This is a genomic window from Micromonospora tulbaghiae (genome assembly GCF_900091605.1).
Classification (GTDB): domain Bacteria; phylum Actinomycetota; class Actinomycetes; order Mycobacteriales; family Micromonosporaceae; genus Micromonospora; species Micromonospora tulbaghiae.
This window is the reverse complement of sequence record NZ_FMCQ01000004.1, coordinates 227,582-246,740: the sequence shown is the minus strand read 5'-3', so window position 1 is coordinate 246,740 and position 19,159 is coordinate 227,582. Positions and strand designations below refer to the sequence as shown.

At 73.7% G+C, this 19,159-nt stretch carries 18 protein-coding genes; all 18 read left to right on the top strand.

The window, feature by feature from the left end:
- The first annotated feature begins 94 nt into the window (after positions 1–94).
- Positions 95–526, top strand: a complete 432-nt coding sequence (gene mraZ, locus GA0070562_RS13880; RefSeq protein WP_013287610.1) for a division/cell wall cluster transcriptional repressor MraZ — start codon at positions 95–97, stop codon at positions 524–526.
- Between the two features lie 204 nt (positions 527–730).
- Positions 731–1,840, top strand: a complete 1,110-nt coding sequence (rsmH, locus tag GA0070562_RS13875) for a 16S rRNA (cytosine(1402)-N(4))-methyltransferase RsmH (protein ID WP_091421961.1) — start codon at positions 731–733, stop codon at positions 1,838–1,840.
- Entirely contained in the window at positions 1,837–2,418 is a 582-nt protein-coding gene (gene ftsL, locus GA0070562_RS13870) for a cell division protein FtsL (RefSeq protein ID WP_091420809.1), read from the top strand. Before rsmH ends, ftsL begins: the two co-directional genes overlap by 4 nt.
- Positions 2,419–2,421: 3 nt before the next feature.
- Positions 2,422–4,638 (top strand): peptidoglycan D,D-transpeptidase FtsI family protein, encoded by a 2,217-nt coding sequence (locus GA0070562_RS13865; RefSeq protein ID WP_091420807.1) that lies wholly within the window; start codon positions 2,422–2,424, stop codon positions 4,636–4,638.
- Positions 4,639–4,690: 52 nt separating this feature from the next.
- Positions 4,691–6,253, top strand: coding sequence for a UDP-N-acetylmuramoyl-L-alanyl-D-glutamate--2,6-diaminopimelate ligase (locus GA0070562_RS13860; RefSeq protein ID WP_175438734.1), 1,563 nt, complete (start codon positions 4,691–4,693; stop codon positions 6,251–6,253).
- Positions 6,250–7,659 carry a UDP-N-acetylmuramoyl-tripeptide--D-alanyl-D-alanine ligase gene (locus tag GA0070562_RS13855; protein ID WP_091420801.1) on the top strand — a complete coding sequence of 470 codons (1,410 nt, stop codon included), beginning with the start codon at positions 6,250–6,252 and terminating at the stop codon, positions 7,657–7,659. Before GA0070562_RS13860 ends, GA0070562_RS13855 begins: the two co-directional genes overlap by 4 nt.
- Positions 7,656–8,783 carry a phospho-N-acetylmuramoyl-pentapeptide-transferase gene (gene mraY, locus GA0070562_RS13850; RefSeq protein ID WP_091420798.1) on the top strand — a complete coding sequence of 376 codons (1,128 nt, stop codon included), beginning with the start codon at positions 7,656–7,658 and terminating at the stop codon, positions 8,781–8,783. The genes GA0070562_RS13855 and mraY overlap by 4 nt, the downstream gene beginning before the upstream one ends.
- Before the next feature lie 145 nt (positions 8,784–8,928).
- Positions 8,929–10,446 (top strand): FtsW/RodA/SpoVE family cell cycle protein, encoded by a 1,518-nt coding sequence (locus GA0070562_RS13845; RefSeq protein ID WP_091420795.1) that lies wholly within the window; start codon positions 8,929–8,931, stop codon positions 10,444–10,446.
- Positions 10,446–11,552, top strand: coding sequence for an undecaprenyldiphospho-muramoylpentapeptide beta-N-acetylglucosaminyltransferase (murG, locus tag GA0070562_RS13840; RefSeq protein WP_091420792.1), 1,107 nt, complete (start codon positions 10,446–10,448; stop codon positions 11,550–11,552). Before GA0070562_RS13845 ends, murG begins: the two co-directional genes overlap by 1 nt.
- A gap of 31 nt (positions 11,553–11,583) precedes the next feature.
- Positions 11,584–13,065: a UDP-N-acetylmuramate--L-alanine ligase gene (gene murC / locus GA0070562_RS13835; RefSeq protein ID WP_091420787.1), complete on the top strand. Its 1,482-nt coding sequence runs from the start codon at positions 11,584–11,586 to the stop codon at positions 13,063–13,065.
- Positions 13,062–13,880 (top strand): cell division protein FtsQ/DivIB, encoded by an 819-nt coding sequence (locus GA0070562_RS13830; protein ID WP_091420784.1) that lies wholly within the window; start codon positions 13,062–13,064, stop codon positions 13,878–13,880. The genes murC and GA0070562_RS13830 overlap by 4 nt, the downstream gene beginning before the upstream one ends.
- A gap of 228 nt (positions 13,881–14,108) precedes the next feature.
- A complete protein-coding gene (ftsZ, locus tag GA0070562_RS13825; RefSeq protein ID WP_091420781.1) occupies positions 14,109–15,224 on the top strand; it encodes a cell division protein FtsZ in 1,116 nt (371 codons plus the stop codon).
- 9 nt (positions 15,225–15,233) lie between these two features.
- Positions 15,234–15,980: a YggS family pyridoxal phosphate-dependent enzyme gene (locus GA0070562_RS13820; protein ID WP_091420778.1), complete on the top strand. Its 747-nt coding sequence runs from the start codon at positions 15,234–15,236 to the stop codon at positions 15,978–15,980.
- A 193-nt stretch (positions 15,981–16,173) separates the two neighbouring features.
- Positions 16,174–16,875: a cell division protein SepF gene (locus tag GA0070562_RS13815; protein WP_091420775.1), complete on the top strand. Its 702-nt coding sequence runs from the start codon at positions 16,174–16,176 to the stop codon at positions 16,873–16,875.
- Positions 16,876–16,903: 28 nt separating this feature from the next.
- On the top strand, positions 16,904–17,209 hold the full coding sequence (locus tag GA0070562_RS13810; RefSeq protein WP_030500249.1) for a YggT family protein: 306 nt from the start codon (positions 16,904–16,906) through the stop codon (positions 17,207–17,209).
- A gap of 41 nt (positions 17,210–17,250) precedes the next feature.
- Positions 17,251–18,054 carry a DivIVA domain-containing protein gene (locus GA0070562_RS13805; RefSeq protein ID WP_091420772.1) on the top strand — a complete coding sequence of 268 codons (804 nt, stop codon included), beginning with the start codon at positions 17,251–17,253 and terminating at the stop codon, positions 18,052–18,054.
- A 72-nt stretch (positions 18,055–18,126) separates the two neighbouring features.
- The gene (locus GA0070562_RS13800; protein WP_091420770.1) at positions 18,127–18,846 is read left to right on the top strand and encodes a hypothetical protein; all 720 of its coding nucleotides are present in this window, start codon (positions 18,127–18,129) and stop codon (positions 18,844–18,846) included.
- 2 nt (positions 18,847–18,848) lie between these two features.
- Positions 18,849–19,157 carry a DUF167 domain-containing protein gene (locus GA0070562_RS13795; RefSeq protein WP_091420767.1) on the top strand — a complete coding sequence of 103 codons (309 nt, stop codon included), beginning with the start codon at positions 18,849–18,851 and terminating at the stop codon, positions 19,155–19,157.
- Positions 19,158–19,159: the final 2 nt, after the last annotated feature.

Below are 19,159 nucleotides of genomic sequence, written 5' to 3'. Positions count from 1 at the left end.
TAGAGTGGGGCGCGATGGTGAGGCCGGGAGGGCCACACCGGCCCGGGGGGTCAGCGGCGCCGCGAACGCCGCTCAGGGCGAGGGGGTTGGGCCGATGTTCCTCGGCACCCACACTCCGCGCCTGGACGACAAAGGCCGGTTGATCCTGCCGGCGAAGTTCCGGGACGAACTGGCGGGGGGTGTCGTGATCACCAAAGGGCAGGAGCGCTGCCTCTACGTCTTCCCGATGCCCGAGTTCCAGCGGATCGCCGACCAGTTGCGCGCGCAGCCGATGACGAGCAAGGCGGCCCGGGCCTACAGCCGGGTCTTCTTCGCCAGCGCGCACGACGAGGTGCCGGACAAGCAGGGGCGGGTCACCATACCCGGCCACCTGCGGTCGTACGCGGCACTGGACCGGGATCTGGTCGTGATCGGAGCGAGCACCCGAGTGGAGATCTGGGACAAGGCGGCCTGGGAGGCCTACCTCGCGGAGAGCGAAGACGACTTCGCCGACATCGAGGAGGGGGTGCTGCCCGGCGGTCTGTAGGGCGTGACGGCGCCCGACGTACTGCGAGATCTCCAGCCGCTTTCGAGTTCCTGGCACCCCTTCCCCGGTGCCAGGCGCACGATCCGACACGGAGGGCCGCGGCCTCCGGCGGGCGGGAGCGGATGGGGATCTGGCGGTATGGCGAGGCGTCGTGGCGACGACGGACACGTGACGGAGCGGTTGGCGAACGGGGTGGGGGTCGAGATGGGGGAGCTACGCGGCACGCACGTGCCGGTGCTGCTCGAGCGGTGTCTCGAGCTGCTGGCCCCCGCACTGGGCCGGCCCGGTCGCACCGTGCACGTCGACGCCACACTCGGCCTGGCCGGGCACGCCGAGGCGGTGCTCACGGCGCATCCGGACACGGTGCTGATCGGCCTGGACCGGGACACCGAGGCGCTCGCCCACGCGCGGGTCCGCCTGGCCCGGTTCGCCGACCGGATCCACCTGGAGCACGCCGTCTACGACGAGCTGCCCGAGGTGCTCGACCGGCTCGGTTACCCGGCGATCGACGGGGTGCTGTTCGACCTCGGAGTCTCGTCCCTGCAACTGGACGCGCCCGACCGCGGGTTCGCGTACGCGCAGGACGCGCCGCTGGACATGCGGATGGACCAGACCCGGGGGGTGACCGCCGAGGAGGTGGTCAACACCTACTCCCACCCGGACCTGGCCCGCCTGCTGCGGGTGTACGGCGAGGAGAAGTTCGCCGGGAAGATCGCCTCGGCGATCATCCGGGAACGGGAGCGGACCCGGATCACGTCGTCGGCCCGCCTGGCCGAGCTGGTGCGGGACGCCATTCCGGCGCCGGCCCGACGAACCGGTGGACACCCGGCAAAGAGAACGTTTCAGGCTTTACGGATCGAGGTAAACAGAGAACTGGCAGCGCTGGAGACGGCGCTGCCGGCTGCTCTGGACAAGCTCACAGTGGGCGGCCGCATGGTGGTCCTGTCCTACCACTCGCTGGAGGACCGGCTCACCAAGCACGCGCTCGCCGACCGGGTTCGCAGTAAGGGCCCGGTCGACCTCCCGGTCGAACTGCCCGGGTCGGGCCCGACGTTCCGGCTGTTGAGCCGGGGCGCCGAGCTGCCCGGGGAGGCGGAGGTGTCCGCGAACCCGCGTGCCGCCTCGGTGCGGCTGCGGGCCGCGGAACGGCTCGACCCGGAGGCGGCCCGGCAGGGGCGTACCGACCGCGAACGGTACCGCCGCCGGGTGAAGGCGATGCACCAACCGGGGACGGGGTCACCGGGGTCCGGCAAGGACCCGGGGTCGGCCCCGGGGGACGCGAACGGGACGGACGAGGAGGGGGAGGGGACATGAACGTCGAGAAGCGCGACGGCCGGGGAGCCGTCGGGCAGCGCGCACCGCGGTCGGGGGGCCGGACCGCGGCGCAGCGCACCACGCGGGACACGACGGCGACCGACCGCCGGGAGGCGACTCGCGGCCGGGGGGCGCGCGAGTTCCCGACGCAGGGCACCGCCGCCCTGCGGCCGGCCGAGCGTACCCGGGTCACCGGTGCGCCGGCGCCGCGCCTGCGGGTCGCCCCGCCGGCGCCGATCCGGGTGCCCCGGGCTCCGTTCGTCGCGCTGATCCTGGTGCTGGTGGTCGGTGGAGTGCTGGGCATCCTGGCGGTCAACACCAAGATCAACGAGAACGCGTTCAAGCTGGAGAAGCTCCAGCAGCAGCAGGCCAAGCTGGACGTGGACGAGCAGGAGCTGAAGAAGGAGATCGCCGAGCAGAAGGCGCCCGGCAACCTGACCGCCAACGCCCGGCGGCTCGGCCTGGTCGAGTCCGAGGACCCGGCCTACATCCGGCTGCCGGACGGGCAGACCATCGGGGTGCCGCACCCCGCGCAGGGCGCCCCGTCGGTCACCAGCCAGCAGGGCAACGGAGGCTGAGTCATGCCGCCGAGATCGGATGATCCGCGCCGGGACGCCACAGGCTCCCGGCGCGGATCGTCGCGGGGGTCGGAGCCGCGCGAGCCGGGCCTCGGCGGGATCTCCGACGCCCGCGCGTACACCCCGCGGGGGCGGACCGTGCGCGAGGGCGGCGGCGCCGAGCAACGGCGTACCCCCCGCAGCAACCGGTCCGGCGACCCGTTCCGGCCCGCGTTGCAGGTGCTCGACGGCGGCCGGGCCGGGCGGGCCGGCACGCGCGAGCCCGTGACCGACGGCGCCCGGTCCGGCCGCCGGTCCACCGCCGCGGGCGGCCGGGCCGGCGTGGTGCGGACCGTCTCGTCCCGGCCGGTGCGGGAACCGTTCGACGACGACGACGAGGACGCGCCGCCGCCGCGCCGCCGGTCCCAGCCGCGCCGCCCGGCCGCCCAGCCCCGCCGGCCGGTACGCAAGCCGCGCCGGCCACCGCGACTCGGCGACCCGCGCCGGCGGCTGCGGCTCGGCACCGTGCTGGCGCTGGCGTTGTTCGCCAGCATCGGCGTGCGGCTGGTCTACCTCCAGACCGTGGACACCCCGGCGTACGCCGACGGCGGCCTGCCCAACCGGCTCGCCGTGGTCGAGCTGCCGGCCCCGCGCGGGGCGATCCTCGACCGCGGCGGCGAGCCGCTGGCGCACAGCGTCGAGGCCCGGTACGTGTTCGCCGACCCCACCCGGGTCAAGGACCGGTTCGCCACCGCGCGCCTGCTCTCCCCGCTGCTCGGCGTGCCCGTGTCCGACCTGGCCGAGAAGATGCGCAAGCGCACGCTGCCCGGCACCGACACCCCGTTGCAGTTCGTCTACCTGGCCCGCGGCGTGGAGATCGGCACCGCGAAGAAGATCATGGCGCTCGACCTGGCGGGCATCAACGTGCACCGCGACGAGCGGCGCGAGGTGCCCGGCGGTGACCTGGCCGCCAACCTGATCGGCTTCGTCAGCCAGGACATGAACGGCCTGGAAGGGCTGGAGGCCAAGTACGACGACGTGCTGCGCGGGCAGGCCGGCAAGCGGACCTACGAGGTGGGCCTCGGTGACCTGGCCGCGCCCATCCCGGGCGGCTACAGCCGCACCACCCAGCCGCAGCCGGGCAGCTCGCTGAAGCTCACCGTCGACCGGGACCTCCAGTTCATGACGCAACGCATCCTGGCGAAGCAGACGGCCAAGGTGAAGGGCAGCGTCGGCGCCGCGGTGATCATCGAGGTGCCGAGCGGCGAGGTGCTGGCGCAGGCCAGCCAGCCGACGTACGACGCGGCCAACCCCACCAAGGTGGGCTCCCCGGCCGACCGGGACGACGCGGCCACGACGTTCGTGGTCGACCCGGGCTCGATCCACAAGGCGATCACCTACGGCGCGGCGCTCCAGGAGGGCGTGATCACGCCGGACACCACGTTCCCGGTCGCCAACACGATCGTCCGCGGCGGCGTCACGTTCCGCGACACCCATCCGGCCGACGGCCGCACCATGAGCATCCCCGGCATGCTCGCCTACTCGTCCAACGTCGGCACCATCGAGATCGCCGAGAAGCTGGGCAAGGACCGTCTCTTCGACTACCAGAAGCGGTTCGGGCTGGGCCAGGCGACCGGAGAGGGGATGCCCGGTGAGGCCGCGGGCCGGCTGCTCCCGCCGGACCAGTGGAGCGGCTCGGCGTACGGGTCGGTGCCGATCGGGCACAGCGTGGACGCCACCCCGCTGCAGATGGCCGCCGCGTACGCCACCATCGCCAACAACGGCACGTACGTGCAGCCGCACCTGGTCAAGGAGACCATCGGCGCGGATGGCAAGCGCAGCCCCGCCGCGGCGCCCACCACCCGATCGGTGCTCAGCCCGGCCAACGCGGCGGCACTGCGTCAGATGATGGAGGCGGTCACCACCGTCGACGGCCCGGACGGCCCGGCGACCGGGCTGGCCGCGGCCGTGCCCGGCTACCGGGTGGCCGGCAAGACCGGCACCGGGCTGCGCTACGACGGCGGCAAGCAGCAGCCCGGCGAGGTCGGCTCGTTCATCGGCATGGCCCCGGCGGAGAGCCCCCGGTACGTCGTCGCGGTGTTCGTGTGGAGCCCCGGCGGCGGGGGCGGCGCGGTCGCCGCGCCCGCGTTCCGGGAGATGATGGGCTTCACTCTCCGCCACTACCGGGTGCCGCCGTCGCTCACCAACAAGTCCCCGAAGTTCGAGGTCTTTCCGCGCTGAGCGGGGACGGCGGGACATCATCGGTGAGTGGCGACGAACCACCGGGGCGGCTGTGCGGTCGGAACCGGACGACCGGGTAGGGTCTGACGCCGTGCCCGGCAATCCACGTCCCACAACCGTGCGTCCCGTACGGCTCGGCGACCTCGCCGCCCGCGTGGCGGCGACCCCGCCGGAGGAGGCCGCCGAACTGGCCGTCACCGGCGTGACCCACGCCTCCCAGGAGGTACGCCCCGGCGACCTGTACGCCGCCCTGCCCGGTGCCCGGCGCCACGGCGCGGAGTTCGCCGCCGCTGCCGCCGAGGCGGGCGCGGTGGCCCTGCTGACCGACCCGGCCGGCGCGGCGCTCGCAGCCGGGACCGGCCTGCCCGTGGTCGTGGTCGACGACCCGCGCGACGCGCTCGGCGAGGTGGCCGCGACCGTCTACGGCGACCCGACCGCCGGCCTGACCGTGATCGGGGTGACCGGCACCGCCGGCAAGACCTCCACCAGCTACCTGGTCGAGGCGGGGCTGCGGGCCGCCGGGCACGTCACCGGGCTGATCGGCACCGTGGAGACCCGCCTCGGCGACCTGGTGATCGACAGCGTCCGGACCACTCCGGAGGCCACCGACCTGCACGCCATGCTCGCGGTGGCCCGCGAGCACGGGGTGGACACCGTGGTCATGGAGGTGTCCAGCCACGCCCTCGCCATGGGCCGGGTCGGCGGCGTCCGGTTCGACGTGGGCGGCTACACCAACTTCGGCTCCGACCACCTGGACTTCCACGCCGACGAGGCGGACTACTTCGCGGCCAAGGCCAAGCTGTTCGACGGCCGCTGCCGGGTCGAGGTGCTCAACCACGACGACCCGGCGCTGCGCCCGCTGTACAAGCCGGGCACCGTCACCTACTCGGCGGCCGGTGACCCGGACGCGACCTGGTGGGCCGACGGGATCGACGGCGAGGGCTACGCGCAGCGCTTCACGCTGCACGGGCCGGACGGTCTGACGCTGCCCACCGGCGTGGCGCTGCCCGGCGGGCACAACGTCGCGAACGCGCTGCTCGCGGTCGCCCTGCTGGTCGCCGCCGGGGTGGACGCACGGACCGCGGCGCGCGGTGTGGCCGCCTGCGGCGGCGTGCCCGGCCGGCTGGAACTGGTCAGCGGCGACGCCCCGGTACGCGGCGTCGTCGACTACGCCCACAAGGCCAACGCGATCGAGGCGGTGCTCACCGCGCTGCGCGGCCTGACCGAAGGCCGGCTGATCTGCGTGCTCGGCGCCGGCGGCGACCGGGACCGGGGCAAGCGGCCGGTGATGGGCGGCGTGGCGGCGCGCGGCGCCGACGTGGTGCTGGTGACCGACGACAACCCGCGGACCGAGGATCCGGCCGCGATCCGGGCCGAGGTGCTGACCGGCGCGTACGCCGCCGCGACCCCGGCCCGCGTCATCGAGGTGCCCGGGCGGCGGGCGGCGATCGAGGAGGCGGTCCGGGTGGCCGAACCGGGTGACGTGGTGGCGGTGCTGGGCAAGGGCCAGGAACGCGGCCAGGAGATCGGCGGCGAGGTGCTGCCGTTCGACGACCGGGTGGAGCTGGCGGCGGCGCTGCGCGCCCGCTTCGGTGACCTGGTGGGTCAGCAGTGATCCCGCTGACGCTGGCCGAGGTGGCCGCCGCCGTCGACGGCCGGCTGGCCGGCGCCGACCCGGACGCCCGGGTCACCGGCACGGTCGAGTTCGACTCCCGCAAGGTGAGCCCGGGCGGGCTGTTCGTCGCCTTCCCCGGCGAGCGGGTGGACGGCCACGACTACGCGGCCGGCGCGATCTCGGCCGGCGCGGTCGCGGTGCTCGGCACCCGGGAGGTGCCGGGCGTGCCGATGGTGCTCGTCGGCGACGCGCTCGACGCGATGGGCCGGCTGGCCCGCGCGGTGGTGGACCGGCTGCCCGGGCTGACCGTGATCGGGCTGACCGGCTCGTCCGGCAAGACCACCACCAAGGACCTGATCGCCCAGCTGGCGGTGCGGCTCGGCCCGACGGTGGCGCCGCCCGGCTCGTTCAACAACGAGCTGGGGCACCCGTACACCGCGTTGCAGGCCACGCCGGAGACCCGCTACCTGGTGATGGAGAAGGGCGCCCGCGGGGTCGGGCACGTCCGCTACCTGTGCGACGTGGTGCCGCCGCGGATCTCGGTGGTGCTGAACGTGGGCGTGGCGCACCTGGGCGAGTTCGGCTCGGTGGAGACCATCGCGCTGGCCAAGGGCGAGCTGGTCGAGGCGCTGCCCGACGACGGGCTGGCGGTGCTCAACGCCGACGACCCGCGGGTCGACGCGATGGCGTCGCGTACCGGCGCCCGGGTGGTGCGCTACGGCGAGTCGGAGCGTGCCGACGTGCGCGCCGTGGACGTGACGCTCGACGGCCGGGGACGGCCCTCGTACACCCTGGTGACCCCGGAGGGCAGCGCGCCGGTGCGGCTCGGGCTGACCGGCCGGCACCAGGTCTCCAACTCGCTCGCCGCCGCGGCGGTCGGCCGGGAGCTGGGCCTGCCGCTGTCCGACCTGGCGGCGGCGCTGAACGAGCTGGGCCTGGTCTCGACCCGCCGGATGGACGTCTTCGAGCGTCCCGACGGGGTGACCGTGATCGACGACTCGTACAACGCCAACCCGGCGTCCACCGGCGTGGCGCTGCGGGCGTTGGCCAGCATGCGCGGCGACGGGCGTACCGTCGCGGTGCTCGGCTACATGGCCGAGCTGGGTGACTTCGAACGGGAGGGGCATCAGCAGGTCGGCCGGCTCGCGGCCGAACTGGGAGTGGACCGGCTGCTCGTGGTGGGCGAGCCGGCGGCGCCGATCCACGAGGGCGCGACAGCGGTAGGTAATTGGGGAGGAGAGTCGGTGCTGCTCACCGATCAGGCGGCGGCCGTCGAGGTGCTGCGGAGCGAGCTGCGTCCGGGAGACGTGGTGCTGGTGAAGGGCTCCCGGTACCGGACCTGGGAGGTGGCCGACGCGCTGCGCGCGGACGCCGGTGAGGGTGCGACGGAGGGCGGCGCCGCATGAGGGCGGTCATCGTCGCCATCGGGGTCGCGTTCCTGATCTCGCTGTTCTGCACCCCGATCGCGATCAAGGTGTTCGCGCGGCTGAAGGCCGGCCAGCCGATCCGATCGAACCTCGGGCTCGCCAGCAACGAGGGCAAGAAGGGCACGCCGACGATGGGCGGCGTGGTCTTCATCCTGGCCACGGTCATCGCGTACGTCGCCGGGCACCTGGCGCTGACCACGCTGCCGGACGCGCAGATCGCCCAGGTCGAGCCGACCATCACGGCGCTGGTGCTGCTGGGGCTGATGGTGTTCTCCGGCGCGGTCGGCTTCATCGACGACTTCCTGAAGGTCCGCAAGCGGCACAGCGGCGGCCTCAACAAGCGGGGCAAGCTGGCCGGGCAGATCCTGGTCGGAGCCGTGTTCGGCGCGGTGGCCGTCTACTTCCCGTCGAGCATGACCGACGCCGGCGGCAACGCGACGAACACCGAGACGGTGGGCAGCACCACGCTGAGCTTCATCCGGGACATCCCGGCGCTGGAGATCGGCAAGATCGGCGCGGTGATCGTCATCATCATGGTGGTCATGGCGGCCACCAACGGTGTCAACCTCACCGACGGTCTCGACGGCCTGGCCACCGGCGCCTCGGTGATGGTGCTCGCGGCGTACGCGCTGATCGCGTTCTGGCAGTACCGGCACTGGTGCGCCGACCCGAACTACACCGAGTCGTACTGCTACGCGGTGCGCGACCCGCTGGAGATCGCGCTGATCGCCGGTGCGGCGGCCGGTGCCTGCGTGGGCTTCCTGTGGTGGAACACGTCCCCGGCGCGGATCTTCATGGGCGACACCGGGGCGCTCGGGCTGGGCGGCCTGATCGCCGGCATGGCGATGTCCACCCGGACCATCCTGCTGCTGCCGATCCTGGGCGGCCTGTTCGTGATCATCACGATGTCCGTGGTCATCCAGATCATCTCCTTCCGCACCACCGGCAAGCGCGTGTTCCGGATGTCGCCGTTGCAGCACCACTTCGAGCTGGCCGGCTGGAGCGAGGTCAACATCGTGGTCCGGTTCTGGATCATCGCCGGTATCGGCGTGGCCATCGCGCTGGGCCTGTTCTACAGCGAGTTCCTCGCCGCGGTGAGCTGACCGCACCACTGCGTCACGGCGGGGCTCCCGATTGTCACCGGAGCCCCGCCGTCTCACGTTCCGACACGCCGACCGGGCGGTTGCGCCACGGGCGGGCGGGTCGAGCGGCCATGATGGGCCTGTGGGGGAGGGACGAGACATCCAGGTGACCAGCGACCCGCCGGCCCGCCGTGCCCCGGCTGCCACGCCTCCGGCTGCCACGCCTCCGGCCGACCCGCCCGCGGCGCGCTGGGATCCGGCCGGTGGCCTGGCCGCGCTGCGCGGCCTGCTGGCCCGGCCGCTGGCCTCGTACTACCTCCTGCTGTCCAGCGCCGGCCTGCTGCTGCTGATCGGCCTCACCATGGTCTTCTCCGCCACGAGCGTGAAGGACTTCGCCGAGGGCGGCGACGCGTCCGCGTCGCTGACCAAGCAGGCCGTGTTCGCGGTGATCGGCATCGGCGCGTTCTGGGCCTGCCAGCGGCTGCCCGCGCGCACGTTCCGGGCGGTGAGCCGCCCGGCGCTCGGCGTGGCGGTGGCGCTGCTGCTCACGCTCAACCTGTTCGTCGCGCTCAACTCGCTGTTCGGGGTGACGTCGATCGGGCCGCTGCGGGCCGAACTCCTCTCGCTCTCCCTCGGGCCGATCTCGCTGCAACCGGTCGAGGTGGCGAAGTTCGCGCTGGTGCTGTGGGCGGCGCACGTGCTGGCCCGCAAGGGCGCCGCGCTGGGCTGGTGGAAGGAACTGGCCACACCGCTGTTCCCGGTGGTGGGCCTGCTGTTCGTGCTGGTCGGCTTCAACGACCTGGGCAGCATGCTCTGCCTGCTGGCGCTCGTGGTCGGGCTGCTCTGGGCGGCCGGCGTGCGGGGCCGGGTCTTCGCCGCGCTCTCCGCGATCGGCCTGGCCGGCATCGGCCTGCTGGTGGCCGCCGCCTCGCTCGGCGCCGGCTCCGGCTCCCGGGACGCGGACAACTACCGGCTCGGCCGCCTCACCATGTGGCTCGACCCGCCGGATCCGAAGACCTGCTTCGAGCAGAAGCTGGACTACTGCTACCAGCTCGTGCAGGCCCGCTACGCGATCGGCAACGGCGGCTGGTTCGGCGTCGGCCTGGGCCAGAGCTCGCTGAAGTGGAACTACCTGCCCGAGGCGCACAACGACTTCATCTTCGCCATCGTCGCCGAGGAACTGGGCGTGGTCGGCTGCACAGTGGTCCTGACGCTGTTCGCCGTGCTCGCGTACACCGGGATGCGGATCGCCCGCCGGGTCGAGGACCCGTTCCGCCGGCTCGCCGCCGCCGGCGTGACCGCCTGGCTGGTCGGCCAGGCCGTCATCAACATCGGTGGCGTCACCGGCCTGCTGCCGCTGACCGGTGTGCCGCTGCCGTTCATCTCCGACGGCGGTAGCGCCCTGGTGGTGACGCTCGCCGCGATCGGCATGCTCGCCTCGTTCGCCCGCGCGGAGCCGGACGCGGCGCGAGCGCTGCATGCCCGTCCGCCCGCCCGATGGGTCCGACTAGTGTGGGCCCCGTTGCCGCCGCTTCCCGGCCGGCGCCGTAAGCCGGCGCCGCCCCCGGCCGACCGAGGGTCCGTGCCCCGGTCCCGGCAGCGGCGGCAGGACGACGAAGCCGCGCCCCGCGGCGCCCGGCCCGGCCGGGCGCGCTCCGGCGCGGCGAGCGAGAGGAGACGCTGATGGGTCCGCTGCGTTCGGTGGTGCTCTGCGGAGGGGGTACGGGCGGGCACATCTACCCGCTGCTCGCCTTCGCCGACTGCCTGCGCCGACACGACCCGAGCGTCCGGATCACCTGTCTGGGCACACCGAAGGGGCTGGAGAACGAGCTGATCCCGCCGGCCGGCTACGACCTGCGGCAGATCCCGGCCTACCAGCTTCCCCGGTCGGTCAACATGAGCCTGGTGCGGACCCCGGACCGGATGTGGAAGGCGGCGCGCGCGGCGGGCAAGGTGATCGACGAGGTCCAGGCCGACGCCGTGGTCGGCTTCGGCGGGTACGTCTCGGTGCCCGGTTACCTGGCCGCGTGGCGGCGGGAGCTGCCCATCGTCATCCACGAGGTGAACGTGCCGCCGGGCGTGGCGAACCGGCTCGGGATGAAGTTCACCAAGAACGTCGCGGTGGGCTTCCCGCACCAGCCGGCCCAGGCCGAGGCGCTGCGCGACGCCCGCGTGGTGGGCGTGCCGCTGCGCCGGGGCATCGCCGGGCTGGACCGGGTCGCGCTGCGTGACGCCGCCCGCGCCCACTTCGGACTCCGTCCCGACCTGCCGGTGCTCTTCGTCGCCGGTGGCTCGCAGGGCGCCCGCTCGATCAACCTGGCCGTCTCCGGCGCGGCGAAGGAGCTGGCGCGCAACGGCGTGCAGGTGCTGCACGTCATCGGCGCCCGCAACGAGCCGGTGTCCGTGCCCACCGACCTTCCGGTGCCGTACGTCACGCTGCCGTACCTGTCCGAGATGGAGCTGGGTTACGCCGCGGCCGACCTGATGCTGGCCCGGGGCGGCGCGATGACCTGCGCCGAGGTGGCCGCGATCGGCCTGCCCGCCGTCTACGTGCCCTACCCGCACAGCAACCAGGAGCAGAAGCGCAACGCGCTGCCGGTGGTGGAGGCGGGCGGCGGCCTGCTGGTCGACGACGCCGAGATGACCCCGGCCTGGGTGGAGCGGACGGTGATCCCGCTGATCCGGGACCCGCAGCGGCTGTACGCGATGAGCCAGGCCGCGGCCGGCTACGGCCGCCGCGACGGCGACGTGGCGTTGCTGAACTTCGTCTACGAGGCGGTCGCCCGCTGATGAGGGAAACCGCGACGGGAAGGTACGTCTGATGAACACCGCGCAGTTCACGCCCGCCGGCACCATGACGGCGGAGGACCTGGGCCGGATCCACCTGATCGGGGTGGGCGGCGTCGGGATGGCCGGGCTGGCCCGGCTCTTCCTCACCCGGGGCCTGCCGGTCTCCGGCAGCGAGCTGCGGGAGTGGCCGTCGCTGGCCGGCCTGCGGGCGCTCGGCGGCACCATCCACTCCAGCCACGAGGCGTCCAACCTCGACGGGGTGGACACGGTGGTCTATTCCTCGGCCATCCCGCAGGACCACCTGGAGATGGTCGAGGCGCGCCGGCGGGGTCTGCGGGTGCTGCACCGCTCCGAGGCGCTCGCCGCCGCGATGACCGGCCGCCGCACGGTGGCGGTGGCCGGCACCCACGGCAAGACGTCCACCACCTCGATGGTCACCATGGTGCTCCAGCAGGCCGGCACCGACCCGTCGTTCGTTATCGGCGGCGAGATCTCCGAGGTGGGTTCCGGCGCGCACCACGGCACCGGCGAGCACTTCGTGGTCGAGGCGGACGAGAGCGACCGCTCGTTCCTCATCTACCGGCCGTTCGTGTCGATCGTCACGAACATCGAGGCGGACCACCTCAACACCTACGGCGACCTGGCCACCCTGGAGGCGGCGTTCGCCGAGTTCGCCCGGCTCACCGACCCGGCCGGCTTCGTGATCACCTGCGCCGACGACGCGGGCGGGCGCCGGCTGGCCGAGACGCTGCGCGCCGAGGGCCGCCGGGTCTGGACGTACGGCGAGTCCGCCGACGCGGACCTGCGGATGAGCGAGGTCGTGTCGTCCGCGCACGGGGTGCGCTACCAGGCCGAGGTCGAGGGCCGGCCGCTGGGTGAGATCCGGCTGCCCGTACCGGGCCGGCACATGGCGCTCAACAGCGCCGCCGCGGTGCTCGCCGCGTACCTGCTGGAACTGCCGGTGGCCGCGGCGGAGGCCGCGCTCGGCGCGTTCCCGGGCGTGCGGCGCCGCTTCGAGCGCAAGGGCGCCGCGGACGGCGTGCTGGTCTACGACGAGTACGCCTACCACCCGACCTCGATGACGCTGGCGTTGCAGACGCTGCGCGAGGTGGCCGGCGACGGCCGGCTGCTCGTGGTGTTCCAGCCGTACCGGCTCTACCGCACCCGCGACAACCAGGCGGAGATCGCCGCCGCGCTCGGCATCGCCGACGAGGTGGTGCTGCTGGAGGTCTTCGGCCCCGGCGAGACGCGCCGCCCCGGCGAGGGCTCGGCCGCGCTGATCCAGGAGGTGCCGCTGCCGGTCGAGCGCAAGGTGTTCGTCGAGGCGTGGGACGACGTGCCGGGCGAGGTGGTCCGGCGGGCGCGGACCGGCGACGTGGTGGTGACCATGGGCGCGCCGCCGACCTCGCTGATGGGGGACCAGTTGCTCGACGCCCTGCTCGCCCGCTCCGCCGGGGGCACGGGGCTGGGCGCCGGCGTCGACCCGGACGGCGCGGCGACCCCCGCCGGATGAGTCCCGGTCCGGCCCGCGGCCGTACCCCCGGACCGGACGGCGGCGGCGGGCGGCGCAGTCCGGCCCGGCGCTGGCAGCTGGTTCGGGCGAACGCGGACGCCGTGCCGCCGTCGACCCGCCGGTTCATGGCCCGGGCCCGGCAGCGGCGGATGCGGGCCGCGCTGCCCTGGGCGGTCGCCGCCGCGGTGCTCGCCGTCGCGGGCCTGGTGACGTGGACGGTGCTGGGCACCGGCCTGTTCGGGGTGCGCGAGGTACGGGTGGTCGGCGCGCGGCTGGTCACCCCGGTGCAGATCCGCGACGCCGCCGCGGTGCCGGACAACGCGCCGCTGGCCCGGGTGGACCTGGACGCGACCGCGCGCAAGGTCGGCACGCTGCCCCCGGTGGCCCGCGCCACAGTGGAGCGGGAGTGGCCGGGCACGCTCGTGATCCGGGTGCAGGAGCGCACCCCGGTGGCGGCGGTGCCGCAGGGCGACGGCTTCGTGGTGGTCGACGGCGCGGGTGTGGTGTTCCAGCGGCTGGACCGGGCGCCGGACGGGTTGCCGCTGGTCAAGGTGGCTCGGCCGGGCCCCGACGATCCGGGTACGCGGGCCGGGCTGGCGGTGCTCGCCGCGCTGGGGGAGAAGCTGCGCGCGGAGCTGGTCGCGGTGGACGTGGCCGGGCTGGCCCGGATCACGCTGATGCTGCGCGGCGAGCGTCAGGTGTTCTGGGGCGACGCCTCCCGGGGGACCGACAAGTCCACCGTGGCCACCGCGTTGCTGAGCCGCAAGGCCGACCGGATCGACGTCAGCGCGCCGGACGTGGTCACGTTCGAGTGACCCGCGGCTCAGCGAGTGTGCGCTGTGTCCCCGGTCGCTAGGTCTGCGACACGCCGGAACAGGTCCTTGGCTCCTGGCGCGGCGGCGCATACGTTGCCCCGAAGAGATCAGTGGTTGACATAACTCTAAGCCTCTAGTAGAGGGTGAGGGTTCAGCCGTCGGAGGCCGCTGATCCGGCCAAGCCGTGTGGGGTCGGCCCATGCCAATCTCGAAGGGAAAGGACCGGAGATGACACCTCCGCACAACTACCTGGCGGTCATCAAGGTCGTCGGCATCGGGGGCGGCGGCGTCAACGCCGTCAACCGGATGATCGAGGTTGGGCTCAAGGGCGTCGAGTTCATCGCGATCAACACCGACGCGCAGGCGTTGCTGATGAGCGACGCCGACGTGAAGCTCGACGTGGGCCGGGAGCTGACCCGGGGACTGGGCGCGGGCGCCAACCCGGACGTCGGCAAGAACGCCGCCGAGGACCACCGCGACGAGATCGAAGAGGTCCTCAAGGGCGCCGACATGGTGTTCGTCACCTGCGGCGAGGGCGGCGGCACCGGCACCGGCGGCGCGCCGGTCGTGGCGAACATCGCCCGCAAGCTCGGCGCGCTCACCATCGGCGTCGTCACCCGGCCGTTCTCGTTCGAGGGCAAGCGCCGGCAGGTCCAGGCCGAGGCGGGCATCGAGGAACTGCGCAACCAGTGCGACACGCTCATCGTGATCCCGAACGACCGGCTGCTCGCGCTCGGCGACCGCAACATCTCCATGATGGACGCGTTCCGCACCGCCGACCAGGTGCTCCTCTCCGGTGTCCAGGGCATCACCGACCTGATCACCACGCCGGGTCTGATCAACCTGGACTTCGCCGACGTGAAGAGCGTGATGAGCGGCGCGGGCAGCGCGCTCATGGGCATCGGCAGCGCCCGGGGCGAGAACCGCGCCGTCGAGGCGGCCGAGGCGGCCATCTCCAGCCCGCTGCTGGAGCAGAGCATGGACGGCGCGCGCGGCGTGCTGCTCTCCATCGCCGGCGGGTCGGACCTGGGCCTGTTCGAGATCAACGACGCGGCGCAGCTGGTCACCGACGCGGCCCACCCGGACGCGAACATCATCTTCGGCGCGGTCATCGACGACGCGCTCGGCGACGAGGTGCGGGTCACCGTGATCGCGGCGGGCTTCGACGGGGGCACGCCGGCGTACAAGGCGGTCGAGTCGCCGCGCAAGAGCAACCAGAACCCGCCGGCCCAGCCGAATGCGCCGGCGAGTCCGCCGGCCACCATGCCGGCGCCGCAGCAGCCGTCGCGCCGGGTGCTCTTCGACGACGTCGACGTGCCCGACTTCCTCAAGAACGGGTCCTGAGCCGCGCCGATGACGGAGTCACAGACGGCGGTGCGGCCCGAGCGGCGCGCCGAACTCGCGGCCGGCCTGGCCCGGGTCCGGGCCCGCATCGCCGACGCCTGCGCGGCGGCCGGGCGGCCGCGCGACGAGGTCACCCTGGTCGCGGTGACCAAGACGTACCCGGCGGCGGACGTGGTCGCGCTGGCCGGGCTCGGCGTGACCGACGTCGGGGAGAACCGCGACCAGGAGGCGGCGCCGAAGGCGGAGGCGGTCGCCGACGCCGGGGCCACGCCGCGCTGGCACTTCATCGGCCAGTTGCAGCGCAACAAGGCCCGCTCGGTGGTCCGGTACGCCGACGTGGTCCAGTCGGTGGACAGCGTCCGGCTGGCCGCCGCGCTGGACGCCGCCGCCGGCGCGGTCCGGGACCGGCCGCTGGACGTGCTGGTGCAGGTGAGCATCGACGGCGACCCGGACCGGGGCGGGGCGCTGCCCGGCGCGGCCGATCCGCAGCGAGGGCTCGACCCGGTGGCCGCGGCGGTGGCCGGCGCCGACGGTCTGCGGCTGGCGGGCCTGATGGCGGTGGCGCCGCTGGGCTGGGAGCCGGACCGGGCGTTCGCCCGGCTGGCCGAGGTGGCGGCGGCACTGCGGGCCGACCATCCGGGCGCGACGGTGCTGTCGGCGGGCATGAGCGGAGACCTGGAGAGCGCGATCGGGCACGGCGCGACACATGTCCGTGTCGGCAGCGCGTTGCTCGGAATGCGCCCTGCGCTGCGGTAGCCTCAGCACGACGGAAGCAAATTACATCAGTGTTGTTCAGGACGGCGTTCCCGTAGCCGGGGGCCGTGACGGGCGGACCGCGAACCGCGCGTCAGGGGATTGCCGATCCGGTCCGGTGGGCATGATCGTCCACTCGTGATCAAGCGACACGGCACGGGGGCGCGTGCCGCACGGCGGACGGAAGGGCGCGGGGATGGGTGCACTGCGCAAGGCGGGGGTCTGGCTCGGTCTCGTCGAGGAGGACGACGAGCGGGCGTACGAGGACGGTGGCTACGACAAGGGTGGCTACCGGGACTCGTCGCGCTACCGGTCGAGCCGGTACGCCGAGGAGTTCGCCGACGAGGACGACGACGAGGCCGAGGAGCCGCCGACGACGCGGAGCCGGCTCGGCGACCGGGGCCGGCTGTCCGAGCGCGCCTCCAGCCGCGCGGTCGACGCCGACCGGGCCGAGTCCGAGCGCCCGGAGCGGGCCGAGCGGTCCAGCGTGCGGTCGATCACCCGGTCCTCCGCCGGTGACACCTCGGGCGCCCTGACCTACCACACCCGGGACAACCTCGCGCTCGCGCCGCAGGCCCAGCCGCGCGAGCGGGAGCGCGTGGCGCCGGAGGACGAGCAGCGCTACCAGATCACCACGCTGCACCCGACCACGTACCGCGAGGCGCGGACCATCGGCGAGCACTTCCGCGACGGCGTACCGGTGATCATCAATCTCACCGAGATGGACGAGGCGGACGCCCGCCGACTGGTCGACTTCGCCGCCGGGCTCGCGTTCGGTCTGCGCGGTACGATCGAGCGCGTGACCAACCGGGTGTTCCTGCTCTCACCGGCCAACGTCCAGGTCACCGCGGAGGACAAGGCCAAGATCGCTGAGGGCGGCTTCTTCAGCCTGAGCTGAGCCGCACGACCGAGGGACGTCGCCTGCCGTGTTGTCGATCCTGTTCCAGGTGCTCTACCTGTTGCTGTACATCTTCCTAATTGTCCTTTTGGCGCGATTTGTTATGGGGGCGGTGCTGGCCTATGGTCGCCGCTGGCAACCGGGCCGGGGAGCGTCGGCGGGACTGGAAGTCGTGTGGAGCGTCACTGATCCGCCCCTGCGAGCGTTGAGGCGTGTGATCCCGCCACTGCGAATTGGTACCGTGAGCATCGACCTGGCCTCCCTTGTGCTCCTGGTTATCCTGTTCGTGCTGATGGAGTTCGTGTTTAGGCGCCTGATCTTCGCGTTTGCCTGACCAGAGCGCTTTCGCGGCCGCAACTGACCCGAGGAGTTTCGATGCCGCTGACCCCGGCCGACGTCCACAACGTCGCCTTCAAAAAGCCGCCGATCGGCAAGCGGGGGTATGACGAGGAGGAGGTCGACGCCTTCCTGGACGAGGTCGAGCGCGAGCTGGCCCGTCTGATCGAGGAGAACAACGAGCTGCGCGCCCAGGTGGAGCGCGGCGGTCGGGGTGGCGCTCCCGCCGGCCCCGGCGGCGACGCCCGCCTCGCGGCGGAGCTCAACGACGTCAAGGCCCAGCTCGACCGGGTGCAGCGCGACAAGGCGGCCGCCGAGCAGGCGGCCCGCGCGATGCAGGCCGAGCTGGAGCAGGTCCGCACGCAGGGCGGCCCGGCCGGCGTGACCGCTGACGGCGAGCAGCAGGCGCTGCGGGTGCTCATGATGGCCCAGCGCACCGCCGACGACCACGTCTCCGACGCCCGTCGCGAGGCCGACCAGCTGCTCTCCGAGGCCCGTTCCAAGGCCGAGGAGGTCACCCGGGAGGCGCGCGCCAAGGCCGACGCCCTGGAGCGGGACGCCCGCCAGCGGCACCAGGAGGCCATGGGCGGCCTGGACGCCAAGCGCACCGCGCTGCAGAAGCACATCGAGGAGCTCAAGCAGTTCGAGCGCGAGTACCGCACCCGCCTCAAGGCGTACCTGGAGAGCCAGCTGCGTGACCTCGACGGTCGCGGCCAGGGTCTCGAGGTGGAGATGAACCGCACCGAGGGCAACCGTGCCACCGGCAGCAACGGTCTCGCCGCGGCCGGCCTCGCCGGCTCCTACGGCGGTGGCCGCGCGGGCTCGCTCGAGTCCGGCCGCTGATCCCGCGTCGGTGGCCGTCCCCGTGACGGCCACCGACCGCCCAGACCGACACGACGCGGCCGGGGGTGAGCCGTGGTAGCCGCCAGCATCCTGCTCATCCTCGTCGCGGTCGTGCTGCTGGTCGCCGGCCTCGCCGGCGGGTCCAGCATCCTGCTCATCGTCTCGATCGCGGCCAGCCTGCTGTCCGCCGTCGCCTTCGTCGCGTTCGCCCGCCAGGCCGCCGCGACGCGGGCCACGGCCGGCCGGGAGGCCGGGCCGCGAATGCGGACCTCGCACACCGTCCCGTCCCCGGACGAACCGGTGAGCCCGGTCCCGCACCACACGTCCACGGTCGGCGCCGGCGGATCCGGGTGGCGGCAACCGCCCGGGTCGCCGGTGATCGAGCCGGACGACGCCCCGCCGCCGGCCGCGTACTCGCCGCCGGCCGAGCCGTTCGACGCCGAGCCCTACACGGCGCCGGATCCGGTGGTCGCGGACGCGACCCCCTACTCACCGCCCGGCCCGCGCGTGCCGGAGACCGCACGCCCCACCTCGCCCGCACCGGGGGAGGCGTTCGACGGCGACCCACCGGCCGAGTTCCTCTCCACCGGTGAGGTCGCCCGGCTGGTCCGGCTGCCCGACGAGGTCCTGGTGGTCGACGGCCACCCCCGCTTCCACCTGCCCGACTGCCCGCACCTCGTGGGCCGGCAGGACGAACCGCTGCCCGTCGCCGAGGCGGTCGCGCTGGGCTTCACCCCGTGTGCGCGCTGCGCCGCCGCCACCACGCTGCTCGCCGAGGCCCGGCCCCGCTGACCATGACGATCGCGGACGACACACTCACCGTGGCGGTGCGGGTGAAGCCCGGGGCCTCCCGCGCCCGGGTGGGCGGGCGGTTCGACGGGCCGTACGGTCCCGCGCTCGTCGTCGCGGTGCACGCGCCCGCTGTGGACGGCCGCGCCACCGAGGCGGCCCGGCGCGCGCTGGCCGACGCGCTCGGCGTCCGGCCGGCGACCGTCTCGCTGCGCTCCGGCGCGGCCAGCCGCGACAAGCTGTTCCTGGTCGAGCGCCCGCACGACGGGCTGCCCGAGGTGCTGCGCCGGCTGCGCGACGGCAGCACGGCGTGAGG